Source organism: Amycolatopsis sp. CB00013, assembly GCF_001905755.1.
Taxonomy (GTDB): domain Bacteria; phylum Actinomycetota; class Actinomycetes; order Mycobacteriales; family Pseudonocardiaceae; genus Amycolatopsis; species Amycolatopsis japonica.
Genome location: NZ_LIWC01000006.1, coordinates 663675 through 679881, shown reverse-complemented (window position 1 = coordinate 679881; position 16207 = coordinate 663675). Strand labels below are relative to the sequence as shown.

Here is a 16207-nt window from a genome sequence, read left to right as displayed (position 1 = left end):
GTCGCCCGACTAAGGTCGGTCCTCTCCGGCTTCCGTTCCCGACACCCTATAAAGGAAAGCGCGCCGTGTTCGAATTAGTCTTCAAGCCGTGATCTCCGACCGGCCCAAATTGCTCCTGGTGCACGCCCATCCGGACGACGAAAGCATCACCACCGGTGGCGCCATCGCGCGTTACGCGGCCGAAGGTGTCGAAGTGACCGTCGTCACGTGCACTCTCGGTGAGGAAGGCGAGATCATCCCGCCGTCCCTCGACGGGCTCGGTTCGTGGGCTTCCGATCAGCTCGGCGGCTACCGCGCGGGCGAGCTGGCGTCGGCCTGCGCGGCGCTGGGCGTCACCCGGCACCGGTATCTCGGCGGCATCGGCCGCTGGCGTGATTCCGGGATGGCCGGGACGCCGTCCGCGGCCCATCCGCGCGCGTTCTCCGGCGGCGCCCTCGACGAGCAGGCCGCTCAGCTCGCCGAGATCCTCGACGAGGTCCGGCCCCAGGTCGTCGTCACCTACGACGCCTTCGGGGGTTACGGGCATCCCGACCACATCCGCGCGCACGAGGTCACCATGGCCGCGGCGCCGAAAGCCGCGTCGGTCGAGAGGGTGTTCCACACCGTTTCTTCCCGCGACGCCGTCACGGCTGGGCTCGCCGCGCTGCGCGGACGGTCGTCGTTCCGGGTGCCGGAGGACGGCGAACTGCCTGTGACACCGGACGAGACCATCACGACCGTCCTGGACGTCGCCGCGCACATCCCGGCGAAGGCGGCCGCATTGCGGGCCCACGAGACCCAGGTCAGCGTGCCCGCCCCGCCGCATCTCGCCGACCACTTCGCGCTGAGCAACGACGTCGCGCAGCCGATCACCCCGGACGAGTACTTCGTGCTCGCCCACGGGCCCGCCGAAGGCGCCGCGGCCGATCTGTTCGGAGGACTCGCGAAGTGAGCACGCCGCTCACGTCACGGCAGCGGCTGCTGCTCGCCCTGCTGACCTTCGACGCGTTCCTGCTCGGCCTGCTCGAACTGTTCTTCCTGCCGCTCCGTCTCGACGGGATCGTGCTGCCGAAGCTCGGGGACGCGCCCGTCCCGGTGACCGCGGTGCTCGCGGTGATCACGACCCCGCTGCTGGTGCGGACGACCGCCAAAGTGGTCCGGCCCACCTTTTCGGTGATTCCGCTGCTCGTCTGGGTACTCGTCGTACTCGGGATGGGCATGGCGGGCCCCGGCGGTGATCTGGTGCTGATACAGGACTGGCGGGCGCTGCTGCTGATCGGCGGCGGGGCGCTGCCGGGAGCGCTGGCGCTGGGCGGAGGCCTGGGCACCGCGTCGAAGGTCGCGAAGGGAGTCAGCGGTGGGTGAAGCGATTTCGGACCGCCAGGTCGTGGCGGTGCTGCGGCCGTTCGTCCGCGCCTGCGGGCCGATGGTCGACGCGCTGCGGGACGCGGATCCGTTCGGGCTGCAGGCCAGGGGCCGTCGTCACGAGGATCTGGACGGCGTCGAACCCGGGCTGAAGGACAAGCTGCTCAACGGGATCACGTCGGTCAAGGTGCCCGGCACCGCGGCGTGGGCCGAGATGTCGAACTACCAGCGTACCGACTGGTGGGTGAACCGGGTCGGCCGGTTCACCGCGCTGATCACCGCGATCCCCGGCCTCGGCGGCGCGCTCGCCGACCGGCTGCCCGTGCAGGACGCGCTCGGCTCGGCGGCACAGGGGGTGCTGCTGTGCGCGATCGCGGGGGAGTACGGCGTGACCGACGTCGGCGCCCGCGTCCGGCTGATCGCGTGGGTCCTTTTCGAACGCGACATCGATCCGGTGATCGCGGCGGGCAAACACGCCGAACACGACAAGGCCGCCGAAGACGACGAAGCGGCGAAGCTCACCGAAGAACTCGACGACGCGAAGAAGAAGCACGGCAAGATCACCTTGAAGGCCGCCGCGGGCACGCTCTGGCGGCTCGGCCGGGGACTGCTGGGCATCGTCGAAGAACTGGAGAAGCGGCCCCGCGGCCGCCTTTTCCACCGTGCGCTCGGGAAGCTGCCGGTGGTCGGCATGGCGGGCGACTACCTCGGCGAGCGGTCCGGCCTCAAACGCGTCTGGAAGCGGGCGCACGAATGGTTCACCGAACACCCGGACGGCGAGCTCACTTCCAGAACATGAACGCGTCCTGGCCGTACATGGCCGCGAGCTTGAACCCGCCGACGGCGTCGAAGATCGCGAAGGACCCCTGCCACAGGAGCCTGCTCGCACCGTCCACGAGGAACAGCACGGCGAACAACGCGATCGGCGCCCACGGCCGGGCCTTCGCGCCGAATTCCCGCGCGCCGGGCGAGAGATACGGCTCGATCGCGCCCCAGCCGTCGAGGCCGGGGATCGGCAGGATGTTCAGGATGAACGTGACGATCTGAAGCAGCGCCAGGAACGAAAGCCCGATCACGAGACCGGACGACATCGGCACGAGCGCGACGACGAGGGTCAGCAGGACGCCGACGCCGAGGTTGCTCAGCGGGCCGGCGAGCGACACCCACGACTGGACCCCGCGCGACCGCAGGCGCCCGTGTTCGATCCACACCGCGCCACCCGGCAGCGGGATGCCGCCGATGAAGAGGAATACCAACGGCAGGATGATGGACAGTGCCGGATCCGTGTATTTCCGGACGTCCATGGACAGGTAACCCTTGTGGGCGACGCTGTGGTCGCCGCCGCGGAACGCCACGATCGCGTGACCGAACTCGTGCAACGTCAGTGACGCGACCCAGCCGCCCGCGACGAGCAGGACGACGCCGATGATGATGAGCGGGTCGTACTTCTGGCTGGAAATCGTCGTCGTGTCACCGAAAGCCGCCAGCACACCGCCCAGGACGGTGACCGCGAGGATGCCGAGGAAGATCGGGCTTGGCCGCACTGCTGATCTCTGCACCCCTCCAGTCTTCCGTATGCCCGATGTGAAGTTGTCGGCGTGTCCCCTTGCGCGATGAGGCGTGAGTATCCCCCGAACTCGCTACTCCGCTTGACCTGACCGCACTACACGGGTGTAATCACAGTGATGTCATTCGTCGCTGGAAGGGGGCGGCGGATGGTGTTTCAACACCGCCAGCCTGGGGAGTGCGTGGACAGCGAGGAGGCGGACGTGCGGTTGGAAGCAGATGGAAGGGAATGGGGGCAAGTCGTGGGTTGGGGTGAGGTCCCGGAGCAGCAACTGGGCGATCTCACCGAGCTTTTCGACGATGCCTCCGCGGAAGAGCAGGACTGGCAGGAACGGGCCCTCTGCGCGCAGACGGACCCGGAGGCGTTCTTCCCCGAGAAGGGCGGCTCCACCCGTGAAGCCAAGCGGATCTGCCTCGGTTGCGAGGTCAAGGACGAGTGCCTCGAGTACGCCCTCGCGCATGACGAGCGGTTCGGTATTTGGGGCGGGCTCTCCGAACGTGAGCGTAGGAAACTGAAAAAGCGAGCTGTGTGACGGCGATCTCCGGAGGCCTCGTGCGCCGGAGATCGCTTCCGTTCGCTTCCATATAGTGGGGCCACCAACGGGTGACAGGGTCGCGTCGTAGGGTGGCGGCACTCGACTTCGCCGCCACATCTGGAGTGCCCGTTGTCTCGCACTGCCGCGTCATCTGTGCCGCGCACGGCCCCCGTTCTGGCCATTGTGGTCTGTCACAACGGCGAGAACTGGTTGCCACTGGCGCTTTCCGCGCTGCGGCGCAGCGGTGTCCGGCCGCGGCACGTGCTCGCCGTCGACACCGGATCCGCCGACGGGACCGCGAAGATCCTCGCCGACGCGGCGGCCGACGGCGATGCGCCGGTCTTGGACGGGATTCTCACACTTTCCGGTGAAGTCGGCTTCGGTGCCGCCGTCGGCGAGGCCGTCGAGCACGCCGTCGAACGCTGGGGAGACCCCGGCGGTTGGCTCTGGCTGCTGCACGACGACTGCGCGCCGGAACCCGGCTGTCTCGAGAACCTGTTGGCAGCGGCCGAAAACGAGCCCGCGGCGACCGTGCTCGGCCCGCTCGCGGTCGACTGGAGCGACCCGCGCCTGATCGTCGAAGCCGGCCTGTCGACCGACGCCATCGGCCATCGGCAGCAGATCTCACCGGATGAGAACGACACCGCCGTACTCGCCGTGCCGAGCGCGGGATCACTGGTGCGCCGGGAAGTCTGGCACGAGCTCGGTGGCTACGACCCCGGCTTTCCGTTGCTGCGCGAGGATCTCGACTTCGGCTGGCGGGCCAACGCCGCGGGCGGCCGCGTGCTTTCGGTGCCGTCGGCCCGGCTGCGGCACGCCCGCGCGCTCAGCACCGGGCAGCGCGAACCGGACGCACTCGGCCTTTCCCTCGCGACGGCGAACCGCGCGCACGGGCTCCGGGTGTTCCTCGTCAATTGCCCGCCACTGTCCTTTTGGTTCGGCCTTTTTCGAATTCCGGTCTTCGCGGTGCTGCGGGCGCTCGCGTTCCTGCTGCTGCGGCGCACCGGCGAGGCGAGCGCGGAACTCGCGGCCGCCTGGCACCTGCTGCGTGGTCGCGCCGGACTGCGCGCCGCCCGCGCGGAACGCCGGAAGACCGGTCGGCCCGGCAAGGTCGGCGGTCTGTTCACCGGACGGATGACGCGGGTGCGCAACGCCGTGCGCGCCGGTGTCGTCGGCCTCGTACGGCGTGGTGTGGAACGGGATTTCGCCCTCGGGACGGTGCCGGAGGGCGTGGATCAGGAAGGCGCCTGGATCCCGCCGGAGGCGTTGAAGGCCGGGCAAGATCGTCCGGTCGGTCCCGGCGCGCTTCCCGCGGGGGCGATGCGCGGTGTCGGCTCGCGCGGCACGGGCCTTCGGCGGCCCAGCGCGGTCGTCGCGGTCGCGGTTCCCGAAAAGCCCGCGACCGAGGGGCCGAAGCCGTCGCCGGTGCCGCGGGACGGCGGGCAGGAACCGGAACTCGTCTTCGTCGAGGTCGACCGGAAGCGGGTACTCGGCGCGACCGTGTTCGCCCCGCCGGTGATCGTGCTCGTCGTGCTGACGGCGCTCGCGTTCGTGGTCAACGGATCCCGGCTCGGGCTCGATCTCTTCGGCGGGAAACTGCTGCCGGTCGGCGGGCTCGGCGAGATCTGGTCGTCCTATCTCGCGCCGTGGCACGCGATCGCCGGCGGGACGGCGAGCCCCGCACCCGCGACGCTGCCGGTGCTGGGCACGATCGGCGCGATCTTCACACCGATCGGCGGTCCCGCGGCGCTCGTCGCGATCCTGCTGATCGGCGACATCCCGCTCGCCGCCCTGAGCGCGTACGTGGCCACTCGGCACCTTCGCGTGCGTCGCTGGGTGCGCGCCGTCGCGGCGGCTGCGTACGGCGTGCTTCCCGCGGCCACGGCTTCGGTCGCGCAGGGACGGCTCGACGTCGTCGTCGTGCATCTGCTGCTGCCTTTGGTGATCGCGGGGATCGTGGGGCTGCTGGTCCGCGCGGACTCGCGCTGGCTGCACGTTTCCGCGCTGAGCGCGATCGGGCTGGCGCTGATCGGCGCCTTCTCCCCGCTGGCGCACGCGCTGGCGTTGGTCGGGCTGGTGATCGGGTTCGTGGTGCTGCCTTCGCCGACCGGGCTCGCGCGGCGGATCGCGTCGGTCGGCATCGTGGTCTTCCTGCCGCTGGCGTTGTTGCTGCCGTGGCCGAGTGTGCTGCTGCGGCATCCGGAACTGCTGCTGCACGGGCTCGGCGGTGGCGCCACGGCCGCGTCCGGCGCCGATCTCGCCGGGCTGGACCCGGGCGGCCCCGGCGCTTGGCCGATCGGGGTGGCGCTGGTCGCGGCCGCGATCGTCGCGCTGGTGGTGCGGCCGACGAAGAGCGCGGGCGCCGGTGTGGCGGTCGTCGTGCTGGGCGCGCTCGGGCTCGCCGCGGTGCGGTTCGTGGCGGTGACGCCGATGTCGGGCGGCGCGCACGCGACCGGGTACGCCGGGGTGCCGCTGCTGGTGATCGGCGCGGGTCTGTTGTGGACGGTGCTGGCGACCTGGCAGCGGGGTGGATCCGGGGTCGAGCCCGCGCCGTGGCTGGCGAAGGTCACGGCCGTGGCCGGGGTGCTCGTGCTGCTGGCGCTGGCGACCGGCGCGGTCGTCGCCGGGCGGGAAGGGCCTCTGCGGGCGGGCGAGCGTCCCTCGCTGGCGCCGGAGATCTCGGCGGAACTGGCTGCGAGTGGCCGCTCGGTGCTGGTGATCGGTGACGTCGCCCGGCAGACCGGCGGTCGGTTGCCGAGTTTCGGCGACGACGAGTTCGCGCCGACGCCGGGGAGCGCAGACCGGCTGGCTTCGTGGCGCCGGGACCTCCTGCAAGGCTCACCGGATGCGGTGAAGCAGGCCTTCGCGGCGGCTCTGGCGTCGGGTGTCTCGTATGTGGTGTTGCCGAGCGGTGCCGACGGCGGCGCTTTCGTCGAACTCGCGCGAGACCTCGTGGTTTTAGCCGCGCCGACCTCGGACGGGCGTCCGGTGCTGCGGCTGCTGCCCGCCGGTGGGCAGGTGGCGCTGATCTCGCCGGAACTGGCGCAGGCCGCCGTGACCGGGAAGGGCGCGCCGGGGGCTTCACCCGGCGTCGCGCCGGTGCAGGCCGGGCTGCCGGACGTGCGGGTGCGCGTCTCGGAAGGCCCGACCGGGCGGCTGCTCGTGCTGGCCGCGGAGTTCGAGGCGGGCTGGCAGGCGAGCGTGGACGGGAAGGCCGTGCCGATCGTGCGGGCTTGGGGGCACCAGGTGGCGGTCTCGGTGCCGGCCACGCCTTCGGAGGTCGTGGTGGAGCATCAGGGGACGACGCGGAATCTGCTGCTGCTGGCGCAGGTGGCGGCGGTGCTGTTCACGCTGCTGACGGCTGTTCCCACGCGGCGGCGTCCCTCGGCTTCTTGAGCTTGGTCCTGAAGGCCCCCTTCCCTGCGGCGGGGTGCCCCCAATGTGGCATTGGGGACGCTCGGTGACCCCAATGCCACATTGGGGGCGACTCCGGGGTTCGCTTTGGGGGCCTTTCGTCGCATGTGACGTGGTGAAAGCTCCCTTCGCTGCATGGCATGCGGTGAAGGGCCCCTTCAGCCCTCATAGGACCTGTGCCGCATCGAGAGGTGTCGCGAAAGCCACTTTCGGGGCGTCAGATGTCCTGAAAGTGGCTTTCGCACACGATCTGGGAGGGCAAGGGCTCAGCGGTTCCCAATGTCGCATTTGAGACGCTGAGCGACCCAAATGCGACATTGGGAACCGTCGAACCCCACCCGGACCTAGCGTCCCTTGAGTTGTCCACAGCCCCTTCCCCTTGTGGACAACTTCGCCCTCCGACGTCGTTTCCGCAGGTCCCGTCGGTACCTCGCGATACGCTGGGCTGGGGACGCCCCCCGGGGAAGGGCGGGGGCTGGGTACGGAGTGGAGGGGTGCGGAGAGGGGTTAGTCGCCTTCGATGACGTCGGGTTCGACGCCCAGGTAGCCCGCCACCTGTTCCACGAGGACGTCGTGGACGAGTTCCGCGAGTTCGCCGGGGTCCTTCGCGCGGGCTTCGAGGGGGCGCCGGTAGAGGACGATGCGGGCGCGCGTCGGGAGGCCGGCGCGGTCGACGCCGGCCGGTACGAGCCGCGAGAGCGGGACGGCGCCGTCGTGCAGCACGCCGTCGACTCCGGCCGGTGCGCCATCCGAGCGAACTTCGGGAACGTCGTCGACGGCGACGTCGAGCTTCGTCAGCTCGTGCCGCCACCGCGCTTCGATCGGTTCGAGCGCGTCCAAAACCAGCGCGTCGAACCTTTCCGCCCTGCTAGCGGCGGCGGGAAGGGTCGACGGATACAGCGCTCCGCGCAGGCCCCGGCCGTGCCGGTCCCGTCGCATCCGCCGTCGCTGTCGGGAATCACGAGCCGTCGCCACGAACCGAAGGGTACGCGCTCGGCGATTCAAAGCGCGTGTCGCCGGTACGCCGGGCTCGTGACGCGCTATCGTTCTCGATCGTGCGGAGCGTACGAAAGTGTTCGCGAACGGGTTGTCTCGAACCCGCTGTCGCCACGCTCACGTATGCCTACAGCGATTCGACGGCCGTGGTGGGCCCGTTGGCCACCGCGAGCGAGCCGCACTCCTATGACCTCTGCGAGGCCCACGCCCTCCGGCTGACCGTGCCCAAGGGCTGGGAAGTCGTCCGGCACGAAGGCGCCTTCGCCGCCCCGGATCCCTCCGCCGACGAGCTGACCGCGCTGGCCGAGGCCGTGCGCGAAGCAGGCCGCTCCGACAAGCCCGCACCCGAGCCCGAACCCGAGGGACCCTCGGGCAGGCGCGGCCACCTGCGCGTCCTGCCCGGCCGCGCCTGACGCGAGGGCTCGCCGGTAGGCTTTCGAGCGCGCCAGAGGGCGTTGTAACGAGACTATTGGCGGGGAGCAGGCGTGCCAGACCTTTCGGGCATCGTGAAGGCCTACGACATTCGCGGCGTGGTCGGTGAGCAGCTGGACGCGGCACTCGTCCGCGACCTCGGATCGGCGTTCGCCCTGTTGATCAAGCCGGAGTCCGACTCCGTGGTGATCGGCCACGACATGCGCGACTCCTCGCCCGAGCTCGCCACCGCCTTCGCCGACGGCGTGACCTCGCAGGGCCTCGACGTCGTGTCGATCGGCCTCGCCAGCACCGACCAGCTGTACTTCGCGTCCGGCTCGCTCAACCTGCCGGGCGCCATGTTCACGGCCAGCCACAACCCGGCGAAGTACAACGGCATCAAGCTGTGCCGTTCCGGCGCCGCCCCCGTCGGCCAGGACTCCGGTCTCGCGGAGATCCGCGACACCGTCGAGCAGGGCGTACCCGCCTTCGCGGGCCAGCGCGGTTCGGTGACCGAGCAGGACGTCCTCGCGGACTACGCGGCGTACCTGCGCAAGCTCGTCGACCTGTCGGGCAGCCGTCCGCTGAAGGTCGTCGTCGACGCGGGCAACGGCATGGGCGGCTACACCGTCCCCACGGTCTTCGCGGGCCTGCCCCTCGAGGTCGTCCCGATGTACTTCGAACTCGACGGCAACTTCCCGAACCACGAGGCCAACCCGCTCGACCCGAAGAACATCGTCGACCTCCAGGCGAAGGTGCGCGAGGAAGGCGCCGACGCGGGTCTCGCCTTCGACGGCGACGCCGACCGGTGCTTCGTCGTCGACGAGCGCGGCGAGCCCGTCTCGCCGAGCGCCATCACCGCCCTGGTCGCCATCCGCGAGCTGGAGAAGGAGCCGGGCGGCACCATCATCCACAACCTGATCACGTCGAAGGGGGTCCCGGAGATCGTCGCCGAGCACGGCGGCAAGCCGGTGCGCACCCGGGTCGGGCACTCGTTCATCAAGGCCGAGATGGCCAAGACCGGCGCGATCTTCGGCGGCGAGCACTCCGCGCACTACTACTTCCGCGACTTCTGGCGCGCCGACACCGGCATGCTGGCCGCGCTGCACGTCCTCGCCGCCCTCGGCGAGCAGGCGGGCCCGCTGTCCGAGCTGACGGCGGAGTACTCGCGCTACGCGGCGTCCGGTGAGATCAACTCGACCGTCGACGACCAGGTCGCCCGCATGATCGCGGTCAAGGACGCCTTCGGCGCGCGTGACGGCGTCGAGATCGACGAACTGGACGGGCTCACCGTGCAGCTCCCCGGCGGTGGCTGGTTCAACCTGCGCCCGTCCAACACCGAGCCGCTGCTCCGCCTGAACGTCGAGGCCGCCGACGCCGAGGCCGTCCGGGCGCTGACCGAAGACGTATTGACGATAGTCCGTGGGTAACGAATGTGTCGTGAAAACACACATAGAGATGTCCCACAGGTAGGGAGTAACCATGGCCGTCACGTTCGACGCACAGTTGCTGGAGATCCTGGCCTGCCCGTCCCCCGATCACGCGCCGCTGCGGCCGGGGACGCCGGCCGATCCGGAGGCCGATTCGCTGACCTGCACGGAATGCGGTCGCGTGTATCCGGTCCGTGATGGAATCCCGGTACTGTTGCTGGACGAAGCCACCGAGCCGACGACCCCGGATGGCGCCCATGCCGACGGTCCCTGACGATTCCCTGCTCGACGATCCCGCGAGGCTGGCCGAGGCCGACACCGCGGGGCTTCTCCGTGCCGCCGCGATGGCGGGCGCCCAGGTCCGGGCGACCGCCGAAGCAGCGGCAGAACTCGAGCTGAGCGATCGCCTGGACGTCGGGCGCCCGCGCTCGCTCGTGCTGATCGACCGGCCGGGGGTCAGCCGGACACTGACCCGGCTGGTCGCCGCGCTCCTGACCCCGTCGTGCCCGGTGCCGGTCGTCGTCGCCGAGGTGGTGCCGAGCTGGATCGGCGCGCTCGACGTGGTCTTCGCGCACACCGATGACGCCGGTGACCGCGAGCTGGCCGCGTCACTGGAACGCGCCGCCCGGTTCGGCGCGACCGTCGTGCTGTCCGCGCCCGCCGAAGGCCCGGTCGCGGCCTCCGTCGCGGGCAAGGGGCTGCTGCTCGCGCCGAGGCTCCCGGTTCCGCCGGAGATGGCCTTCCCGCGCGGGCTCGCCGCCGCCCTGCTCACCGCGAACGCCCTTGGCCTGCTGGTGGCCGACCTCGAGCAGCTCGCGGACCACCTCGACGCGGAAGCCGAGAAGGATTACCTGGCCAGGGACTCGTTCGCGAACCCGGCCAAGGCGATGGCGCTGAAGCTGGCCGAGCGCCAGCCGCTGTTGTGGGGGCTGGACCCGGTCGCGGTCGCCGTCGGCGAGCACGCGGCCCACGCGTTCGCCGCGCACGCCGCCGTCGTCTGTGACGTGGAGGACTACCGCCAGGCACTGGCCAGGCCCGCTTTGCGGCGGGCGGCGTTGTCCGGCGGCGTGGATCGCGATATCTTCGCGGACCCTGAGGAGGGGGCAGGCGCGACGCCGAGGGTGCTGCTCCTCTCGGTCCGGACCGGGCCCGCCGCGGAGGCGGCCCGCTATCAGGCGGAAGACCTGCTGCCCGGCGGCGACGTGATCGCCCCGGCCGAAGAGATCGAAACGGACGAGATCGTGCGTGCGGCCGTTCTCGCCCTGCGTTTCGAGCTGGCCGCGGTGTACCTGGGGCTGGCCGTCGGCAGCATCGGCGGCGCCGGGAGGTACACGCCTGCAACGGCGTGAGTCCCGAGCGCGACGTAAGCAATGAGGGCCGGCACCACCCGTGCCCGGCGAGGAGTTGAGGTGACAGTGGAGCTGCTGCGCAATGCCGTGCGGCCCTACGCGTGGGGGTCCAGAACGACGATCCCCGAGCTGCTGGGGCGTCCGGTGCCGGCGCCGCATCCGGAGGCGGAACTGTGGATGGGCGCCCACCCCGGTGACCCGTCCCACGTCATCGGCCCGGACGGCGCCGAGCGGAGCCTGCTGGAGCTCGTCGAAGCCGATCCCGTCGGCCAGCTCGGCACGACCTGCGCCGGCCGCTGGGGCGGCAGGCTGCCGTTCCTGCTGAAGATCCTCGCCGCCGAAGAGCCGCTTTCGATGCAGGCGCACCCGTCGGCCGCGCAGGCGGCGGAAGGGTACGCGCGCGAGGAGTCGGCGGGCATCCCGCGCGACGCCTCGAACCGCAACTACCCGGACCCGACGGCCAAACCGGAACTGGTCTGCGCGCTGACGGAGTTCCACGCGCTGGCGGGCTTCCGCGACCCGGAACGCACGATCGCGCTGCTGAAGGCGATCGAGACGCCCGGGCTGGCGAAGTACGCGGTGCTGCTGGAGGCCCAGCCGGATCCGGCCGGGCTGCGCGCGCTGTTCACCACGTGGATCACGCTGCCGCAGGCCGCGCTCGACGAACTGCTGCCCGAGGTCCTCGATTCGTGCGTGAAGCACGTCCAGGAACGCGGTGAGTTCGACGTCGAATGCCGGACCATCCTCGAACTCGGCGAAGCGCATCCACGCGACGCGGGGGTGCTCGCGGCGCTGCTGCTCAACCGGCTCACCCTCAGCGCGGGCGAGGCGATCTACCTACCCGCCGGCAACCTGCACCTGTACCTGCACGGCACCGCCGTCGAGATCCTGGCGAACTCGGACAACATCCTGCGCTGCGGGCTGACCCCGAAGCACGTCGACGTGCCGGAGCTGCTGCGCGTCGTCGACTTCGCGTGCGGGGAGATGCCTGTCCAGAGCGGAGAGCGCGAAGAGCGGCTGTCGGTGTACCGCACCGACGCGCCGGAGTTCGAGCTGTCGCGGATCGAATGGGAGGCCGGGGACGACGGCGAGGTCGCCGTCCACGACGTCGGCCCCCAGATCCTGCTGTGCACCGCCGGTGGCCTGCTGGTGACGGCCGACGACGGCGAGCAGGTCGAACTCCGCCGCGGCCAGTCGGTGTGGCTCCCGGCCGCCGACCCGGCGGTCCGCGTGCGGCCGTTGTCCGGTGAACGCACCCAGGTGTTCCGCGCCACCGCCGGCACCTGCTGATCCTCCTCCCGCGTTTCGTCCTCTGAATGCGGTCCTTGCGCGCGCAAGGACCGCATTCAGAGGACGAAACGCGGGCTTGGCCGAAGTGTGTGCGTTCCGTGTGGCGGCTTCCGCGACCATCGACCGAAGGGGTGACCCGGCGCTTGGCGTCGGCTCGTCCCGGACATCGACGGCCAAGGAGCGACAGCAGTGACTTCCCATCCCGGCGCGGCGAGCGGACGTGCCTTCCGGGTGCCGGTTCCCGTGCGCCCCACCGTCCTGCTCGCCGCGCTCGGATTCGCTGTCGTCACCGCGCTCGTCCCGGTCGTCGACCTGGTCCTCCCGGTACCGAGCGGCCAGGAGCTGGTCGGCTCGGCGCAGGCGATGGCGGGGCTCGCCGGTGACGCGATCGAGTCGGTCAAGGCCGCGGGGAGCGGCCTGCAGGAGCTCGCGGCGGGCGCGGAGAGCAGGCTGAACCTCCCGCTGGTCGTGCTCGTCTCGCTCGGCGCGCAGGTGCTGCTCACCGCCGCACTGGTGGTGACGGGCACCCAGCCCGTCCGCGTGATGCTGACCGTCGCCGGGTTGATCACCATGTTCGCGGTCTCGCGGCTCGGGGCCGCTTCGCCGCCGGTGTGGGACGCCGTGGCCAACGGCGTGCTGGCGATCACGCTGGCCTGGTTCTCCGCCGGACGGCGGGAACCACGGCACGCCGCCCTGTGAAGTGCGGGTGACTTCCGGGTGGTGCCCGTCTGAGGGGTCGGGCACCACTCGGTCAGGCCGGGGCGGGTTCGGTGAGCGACAACAGCAACCGGACGAGGGTCGAAGCGTTGGCGTCGTGGGGGACTTCCAATCGCTTCGCCTCTTCACCCGCCGCCTCGGCCGCTTCTGTTTCCCCGACGGCCTCGTACGCCCTGCGCAGCACGTGCAGGGTGAGGCCCGTCGCCGGTTTCCCGCCCATGGCGCGGAATTCGTCGAGACATCGGCGCAGTACGGGGATCGCGCGGTCGGCCCGGCCGTCGCCGATCCAGCTCGCCGCGATCGCGCGGGTGCAGGAAAGCTCTCGCGGTCGTTCTTCGAGTGCTCCGGCCAGGCGCCGCGCGTTCTCGTAGGCCTTCACCGCACCTTCGCGCCGCCCGGCGCCCGCGAGGATCGCGCCCTGGGTGCGCAAAGACTTCGCCAACGCCGATTTCGCCGTCGTCCGGCGAAGGACGCGGACCGATTCCTCGATCGTCGACAGGGCCTCCTCCTGGCGGCCGTCGAGCATCAGCGACCACGAAAGCCCTTGCAGGGCAACGCCGAGCTGCCGGTCGTCGGCGGATTCCCGCGCCTGGGAGAGGATCCGGCGATCGATTTCCAGCGCTTCGGAGATCTTGCCCAGCCGGTGCAGGGCGGCGGATTCCGCCCGTCTCGCGTGTGTCCCGGAATCCTCCACAGTGGACATTTCGCGGGCCTGGGTGGCGGCGTGCAGCGATTCCCCGGCCCGGCCGAGCCCGACCAGGCAATGCGCCAGATTGGTCTCCACCCACGCCCGGGTGGCGAGGTCGCCCAGCTCCGCCAATTCCTTCGAGCACGCGCGATAACCCTCGGCCGCGCGTTCGTACTCGCCGCGAACATGCAGCAGTACCGCCAAATTCGCGTCCGCGATGACGGCGATGTGCCGGTCTTCCGCCTCGCGGGCGGCGTCGCGCAACGTCTCGTACGACGTCCGCATGTCGGTGTAATGACTGTGCAGGTACAGGTACGCGCTCAGTCTTTCCAGTATCCGCAACGCTTTCCGCCGCCAGCCCACGGCGCACAGCGACGAGACGGCGGAGACCAGGTTCGCCCGCTCCACGGAGAACCAGGTGCCGGGATCACTCAGCAGCCGCTCGACCAGCTCGGCTTCCAGCGGCTGCGCGGGGATGTCGTGATCCGACAACGGCATCGGCACCGTCCTCGGCAGGCGGCGGGCCGCCGTGTCGGCGAGGCACAGCGCCGCGTCCGACACCTTCGCGACGGTGGCCACCCGCTCGGCGCGGGTTTCCAGCTCCCGGCCGAGCTCCGTGGCGTACACGCGGACGAGGTCGTGCACGCGGAATCTCTGCTCGCCCGTCGCATCGAGTCCGGTGGCTTCGAGCAGGCTGGCTTCGACGAGTTCGTCGATGGCCTCGTCCGCGTCTTCGTCATCGATCAGCGTCGTCACCGCCCACGCCGGCAGGTCGAGGGTGCGGCAGCGGCCGATCAGCCGGAACGCGCGCCGAGCCGCCGGGCTCAGCGCCTGATAGCTCAACGCGATGCTGCCGCGGACCTGGAGATCGCTGACCTGGAGCTCGTCGAGGCGCGAGACCTCGTCCTCCAGCCGCCCGGCGAGCTTCCCCAGCGGCAGGCCCGGCCGCATCGCGAGCCTGCTGCCCGCGATCCGCAACGCCAGCGGGAGATTGCCGCAGGCCTTGGCGATCCGTTCCGCGTCCGCACGTTCGGCACCCACGCGATCCGGTCCGGCGAGGCGGGCGAGCAGGGTCATCGCCTCGGTGCCCGACAGCGGCGCGAGGGGGAGACGATCCGCCCCGGCGAGCCCGGAAAGCCGCCGCCTGCTGGTGATCAGGACGGCGGTGCCCGGCGTGCCCGGCAGCAGTGCGCGGACCTGTTCGGGGCTGGCGGCGTCGTCGAGCACCACGAGGACCCGGCGATCGGCGAGACGGCCCCGATAGACCGCCGCCCTGGCTTCGACGTCGTCCGGGATGGCGGGCCCGGTGACGCCCAGAGCGCGCAACAGGTCGCCGAGGACGTCGGAGAGGTCGCGAGGGTCGGAAGCGCCAGCCAGCGGGACGAACAGCTGTCCGTCCGGAAAGGACCGGCGGAGCCTGTGCGCGGTGGCGACCGCGAGCGTGGACTTGCCCGCGCCCGGCTCGCCGGTGATCACCGCGACCGGGACGCCCGTGCCGTCGCCGAGCAGCCCGGAGAGCTTCGCGATCTCGCTCTCGCGGCCCGCGAGATCCGCGATGTCCGGCGGCAGCTGGCAGATCGGGAAGATCGGCGTGGCCTTCGCCGAGGGCACCGGATCCTCACCGCGCAGCACGGCGGCGTGCACCCGGCGGACCTCGGCGCCGGGCTCCACACCGAGCTCCTCGACGAGCGTGGCGCGCAGCTCGCGGTGGACGGCCAGCGAATCGGCCTGCCGTCCGGCGCGGTGCAACGCGATCATCAGCTGCGCGGCCAGCCGCTCGCGCAACGGATGTTCGGTGATCATCGCCTGGAGTTCACCGGTGAGCTCGCCGTGCCTGCCGTCGGACAGCTCGGCGTCGACACAGTCTTCGAAGGCGGCCAGGCGCTCCGACTCGAGCCGGGCGACGTCGGCGTCGAGCCGGGGGACGTGCAGCCCGGACAGGACCGGCCCGCGCCATTCCGCCAGGGCCCGGCGGTAATGCCCCGCGGCCGACGCCGGATCGCCCGCCCGCGCCGCGGCCTTTCCCGCCGCGGCGGCTTCGCGGAAAGACAGCAGATCGAGGTCGGCGGGCGCGACGACCAGCCGGTAGCCGTGCGGATCCCGCTCGATCTCCAGCCCCTCGAACCTGGCCCGCAGACGGGAGACGTACGTGTGCAGATTCGAGGAGTACGACTTCGGCGGCGTATCCGGCCAGAGCGTCTCGACCAGGGCGTCGACCGGGACGGACGAGTTCGCGTTCAGCAGCAGGACGGCGAGGAGGGCACGCTGATGATCGCCGCGCGGCGTCGTGCGCCGCCCGGGCGGGTCCTCGATCGTCAACGGTCCGAGCACGCCGAATCGCGGCACGGGCACCTCCCCAGGTCATGAGAGGGGCGAGACTAGCGAGGGGCCCCGACAATTCTGTGACCTGTCCCGCCCGGCGCGTACCGGCTCATCTGCGCTGCTAGCCTTCGAACCCGGCATATC

The 16207-nt window shown here is 71.0% G+C and carries 14 protein-coding genes; 11 read left to right on the top strand and 3 right to left on the bottom strand.

The genetic code is table 11. The features are described 5' to 3' along the window. Positions 1-88 precede the first annotated feature (88 nt). From mshB to AMK34_RS36745, 3 genes are read left to right on the top strand one after another with little or no spacing between them, the layout of a single operon-like run. A complete protein-coding gene (gene mshB / locus AMK34_RS36755) occupies positions 89-931 on the top strand; it encodes an N-acetyl-1-D-myo-inositol-2-amino-2-deoxy-alpha-D-glucopyranoside deacetylase (protein WP_073848393.1) in 843 nt (280 codons plus the stop codon). Continuing rightward, positions 928-1344 (top strand): hypothetical protein, encoded by a 417-nt coding sequence (locus AMK34_RS36750; RefSeq protein WP_038508539.1) that lies wholly within the window; start codon positions 928-930, stop codon positions 1342-1344. The genes mshB and AMK34_RS36750 overlap by 4 nt, the downstream gene beginning before the upstream one ends. Continuing rightward, the gene (locus tag AMK34_RS36745; RefSeq protein WP_063277765.1) at positions 1337-2143 is read left to right on the top strand and encodes a hypothetical protein; all 807 of its coding nucleotides are present in this window, start codon (positions 1337-1339) and stop codon (positions 2141-2143) included. The genes AMK34_RS36750 and AMK34_RS36745 overlap by 8 nt, the downstream gene beginning before the upstream one ends. On the opposite strand, the gene AMK34_RS36740 is transcribed toward AMK34_RS36745, so the two are convergent. Further along, positions 2127-2888, bottom strand: coding sequence for a site-2 protease family protein (locus AMK34_RS36740; protein ID WP_038508544.1), 762 nt, complete (start codon positions 2886-2888; stop codon positions 2127-2129). The two genes, AMK34_RS36745 and AMK34_RS36740, sit on opposite strands and share 17 nt — an antisense overlap. 171 nt (positions 2889-3059) lie before the next feature. On the opposite strand from AMK34_RS36740, the gene AMK34_RS36735 reads away from it, so the two are divergent. Further along, positions 3060-3443: a WhiB family transcriptional regulator gene (locus AMK34_RS36735; protein ID WP_007028952.1), complete on the top strand. Its 384-nt coding sequence runs from the start codon at positions 3060-3062 to the stop codon at positions 3441-3443. A 132-nt stretch (positions 3444-3575) separates the two neighbouring features. After that, positions 3576-6842, top strand: a complete 3267-nt coding sequence (locus AMK34_RS36730) for a glycosyltransferase family 2 protein (RefSeq protein WP_073848392.1) — start codon at positions 3576-3578, stop codon at positions 6840-6842. 525 nt (positions 6843-7367) lie between these two features. Here the strand turns inward: AMK34_RS36730 and AMK34_RS36725 are convergent. Beyond that, on the bottom strand, positions 7368-7799 hold the full coding sequence (locus tag AMK34_RS36725; protein ID WP_005150818.1) for a metallopeptidase family protein: 432 nt from the start codon (positions 7797-7799) through the stop codon (positions 7368-7370). A 116-nt stretch (positions 7800-7915) separates the two neighbouring features. Between AMK34_RS36725 and AMK34_RS36720 the strand changes: the two genes are divergently transcribed. The 6 genes from AMK34_RS36720 (at position 7916) to AMK34_RS36695 (ending at position 13035) form a co-directional block, all read left to right on the top strand. Further along, the gene (locus tag AMK34_RS36720; protein ID WP_073848429.1) at positions 7916-8269 is read left to right on the top strand and encodes a DUF3499 domain-containing protein; all 354 of its coding nucleotides are present in this window, start codon (positions 7916-7918) and stop codon (positions 8267-8269) included. A gap of 72 nt (positions 8270-8341) precedes the next feature. Beyond that, on the top strand, positions 8342-9697 hold the full coding sequence (locus tag AMK34_RS36715; protein ID WP_073848391.1) for a phosphomannomutase/phosphoglucomutase: 1356 nt from the start codon (positions 8342-8344) through the stop codon (positions 9695-9697). Between the two features lie 52 nt (positions 9698-9749). Further along, positions 9750-9971 (top strand): Trm112 family protein, encoded by a 222-nt coding sequence (locus AMK34_RS36710; protein ID WP_038508557.1) that lies wholly within the window; start codon positions 9750-9752, stop codon positions 9969-9971. Beyond that, entirely contained in the window at positions 9955-11046 is a 1092-nt protein-coding gene (locus tag AMK34_RS36705) for a hypothetical protein (protein ID WP_073848390.1), read from the top strand. The genes AMK34_RS36710 and AMK34_RS36705 overlap by 17 nt, the downstream gene beginning before the upstream one ends. 66 nt (positions 11047-11112) lie before the next feature. After that, on the top strand, positions 11113-12336 hold the full coding sequence (gene manA, locus AMK34_RS36700; protein ID WP_038508563.1) for a mannose-6-phosphate isomerase, class I: 1224 nt from the start codon (positions 11113-11115) through the stop codon (positions 12334-12336). A gap of 189 nt (positions 12337-12525) precedes the next feature. After that, on the top strand, positions 12526-13035 hold the full coding sequence (locus tag AMK34_RS36695) for a hypothetical protein (protein ID WP_073848389.1): 510 nt from the start codon (positions 12526-12528) through the stop codon (positions 13033-13035). Between the two features lie 52 nt (positions 13036-13087). On the opposite strand, the gene AMK34_RS36690 is transcribed toward AMK34_RS36695, so the two are convergent. After that, positions 13088-16087 (bottom strand): AfsR/SARP family transcriptional regulator, encoded by a 3000-nt coding sequence (locus AMK34_RS36690; protein WP_073848388.1) that lies wholly within the window; start codon positions 16085-16087, stop codon positions 13088-13090. Positions 16088-16207: the final 120 nt, after the last annotated feature.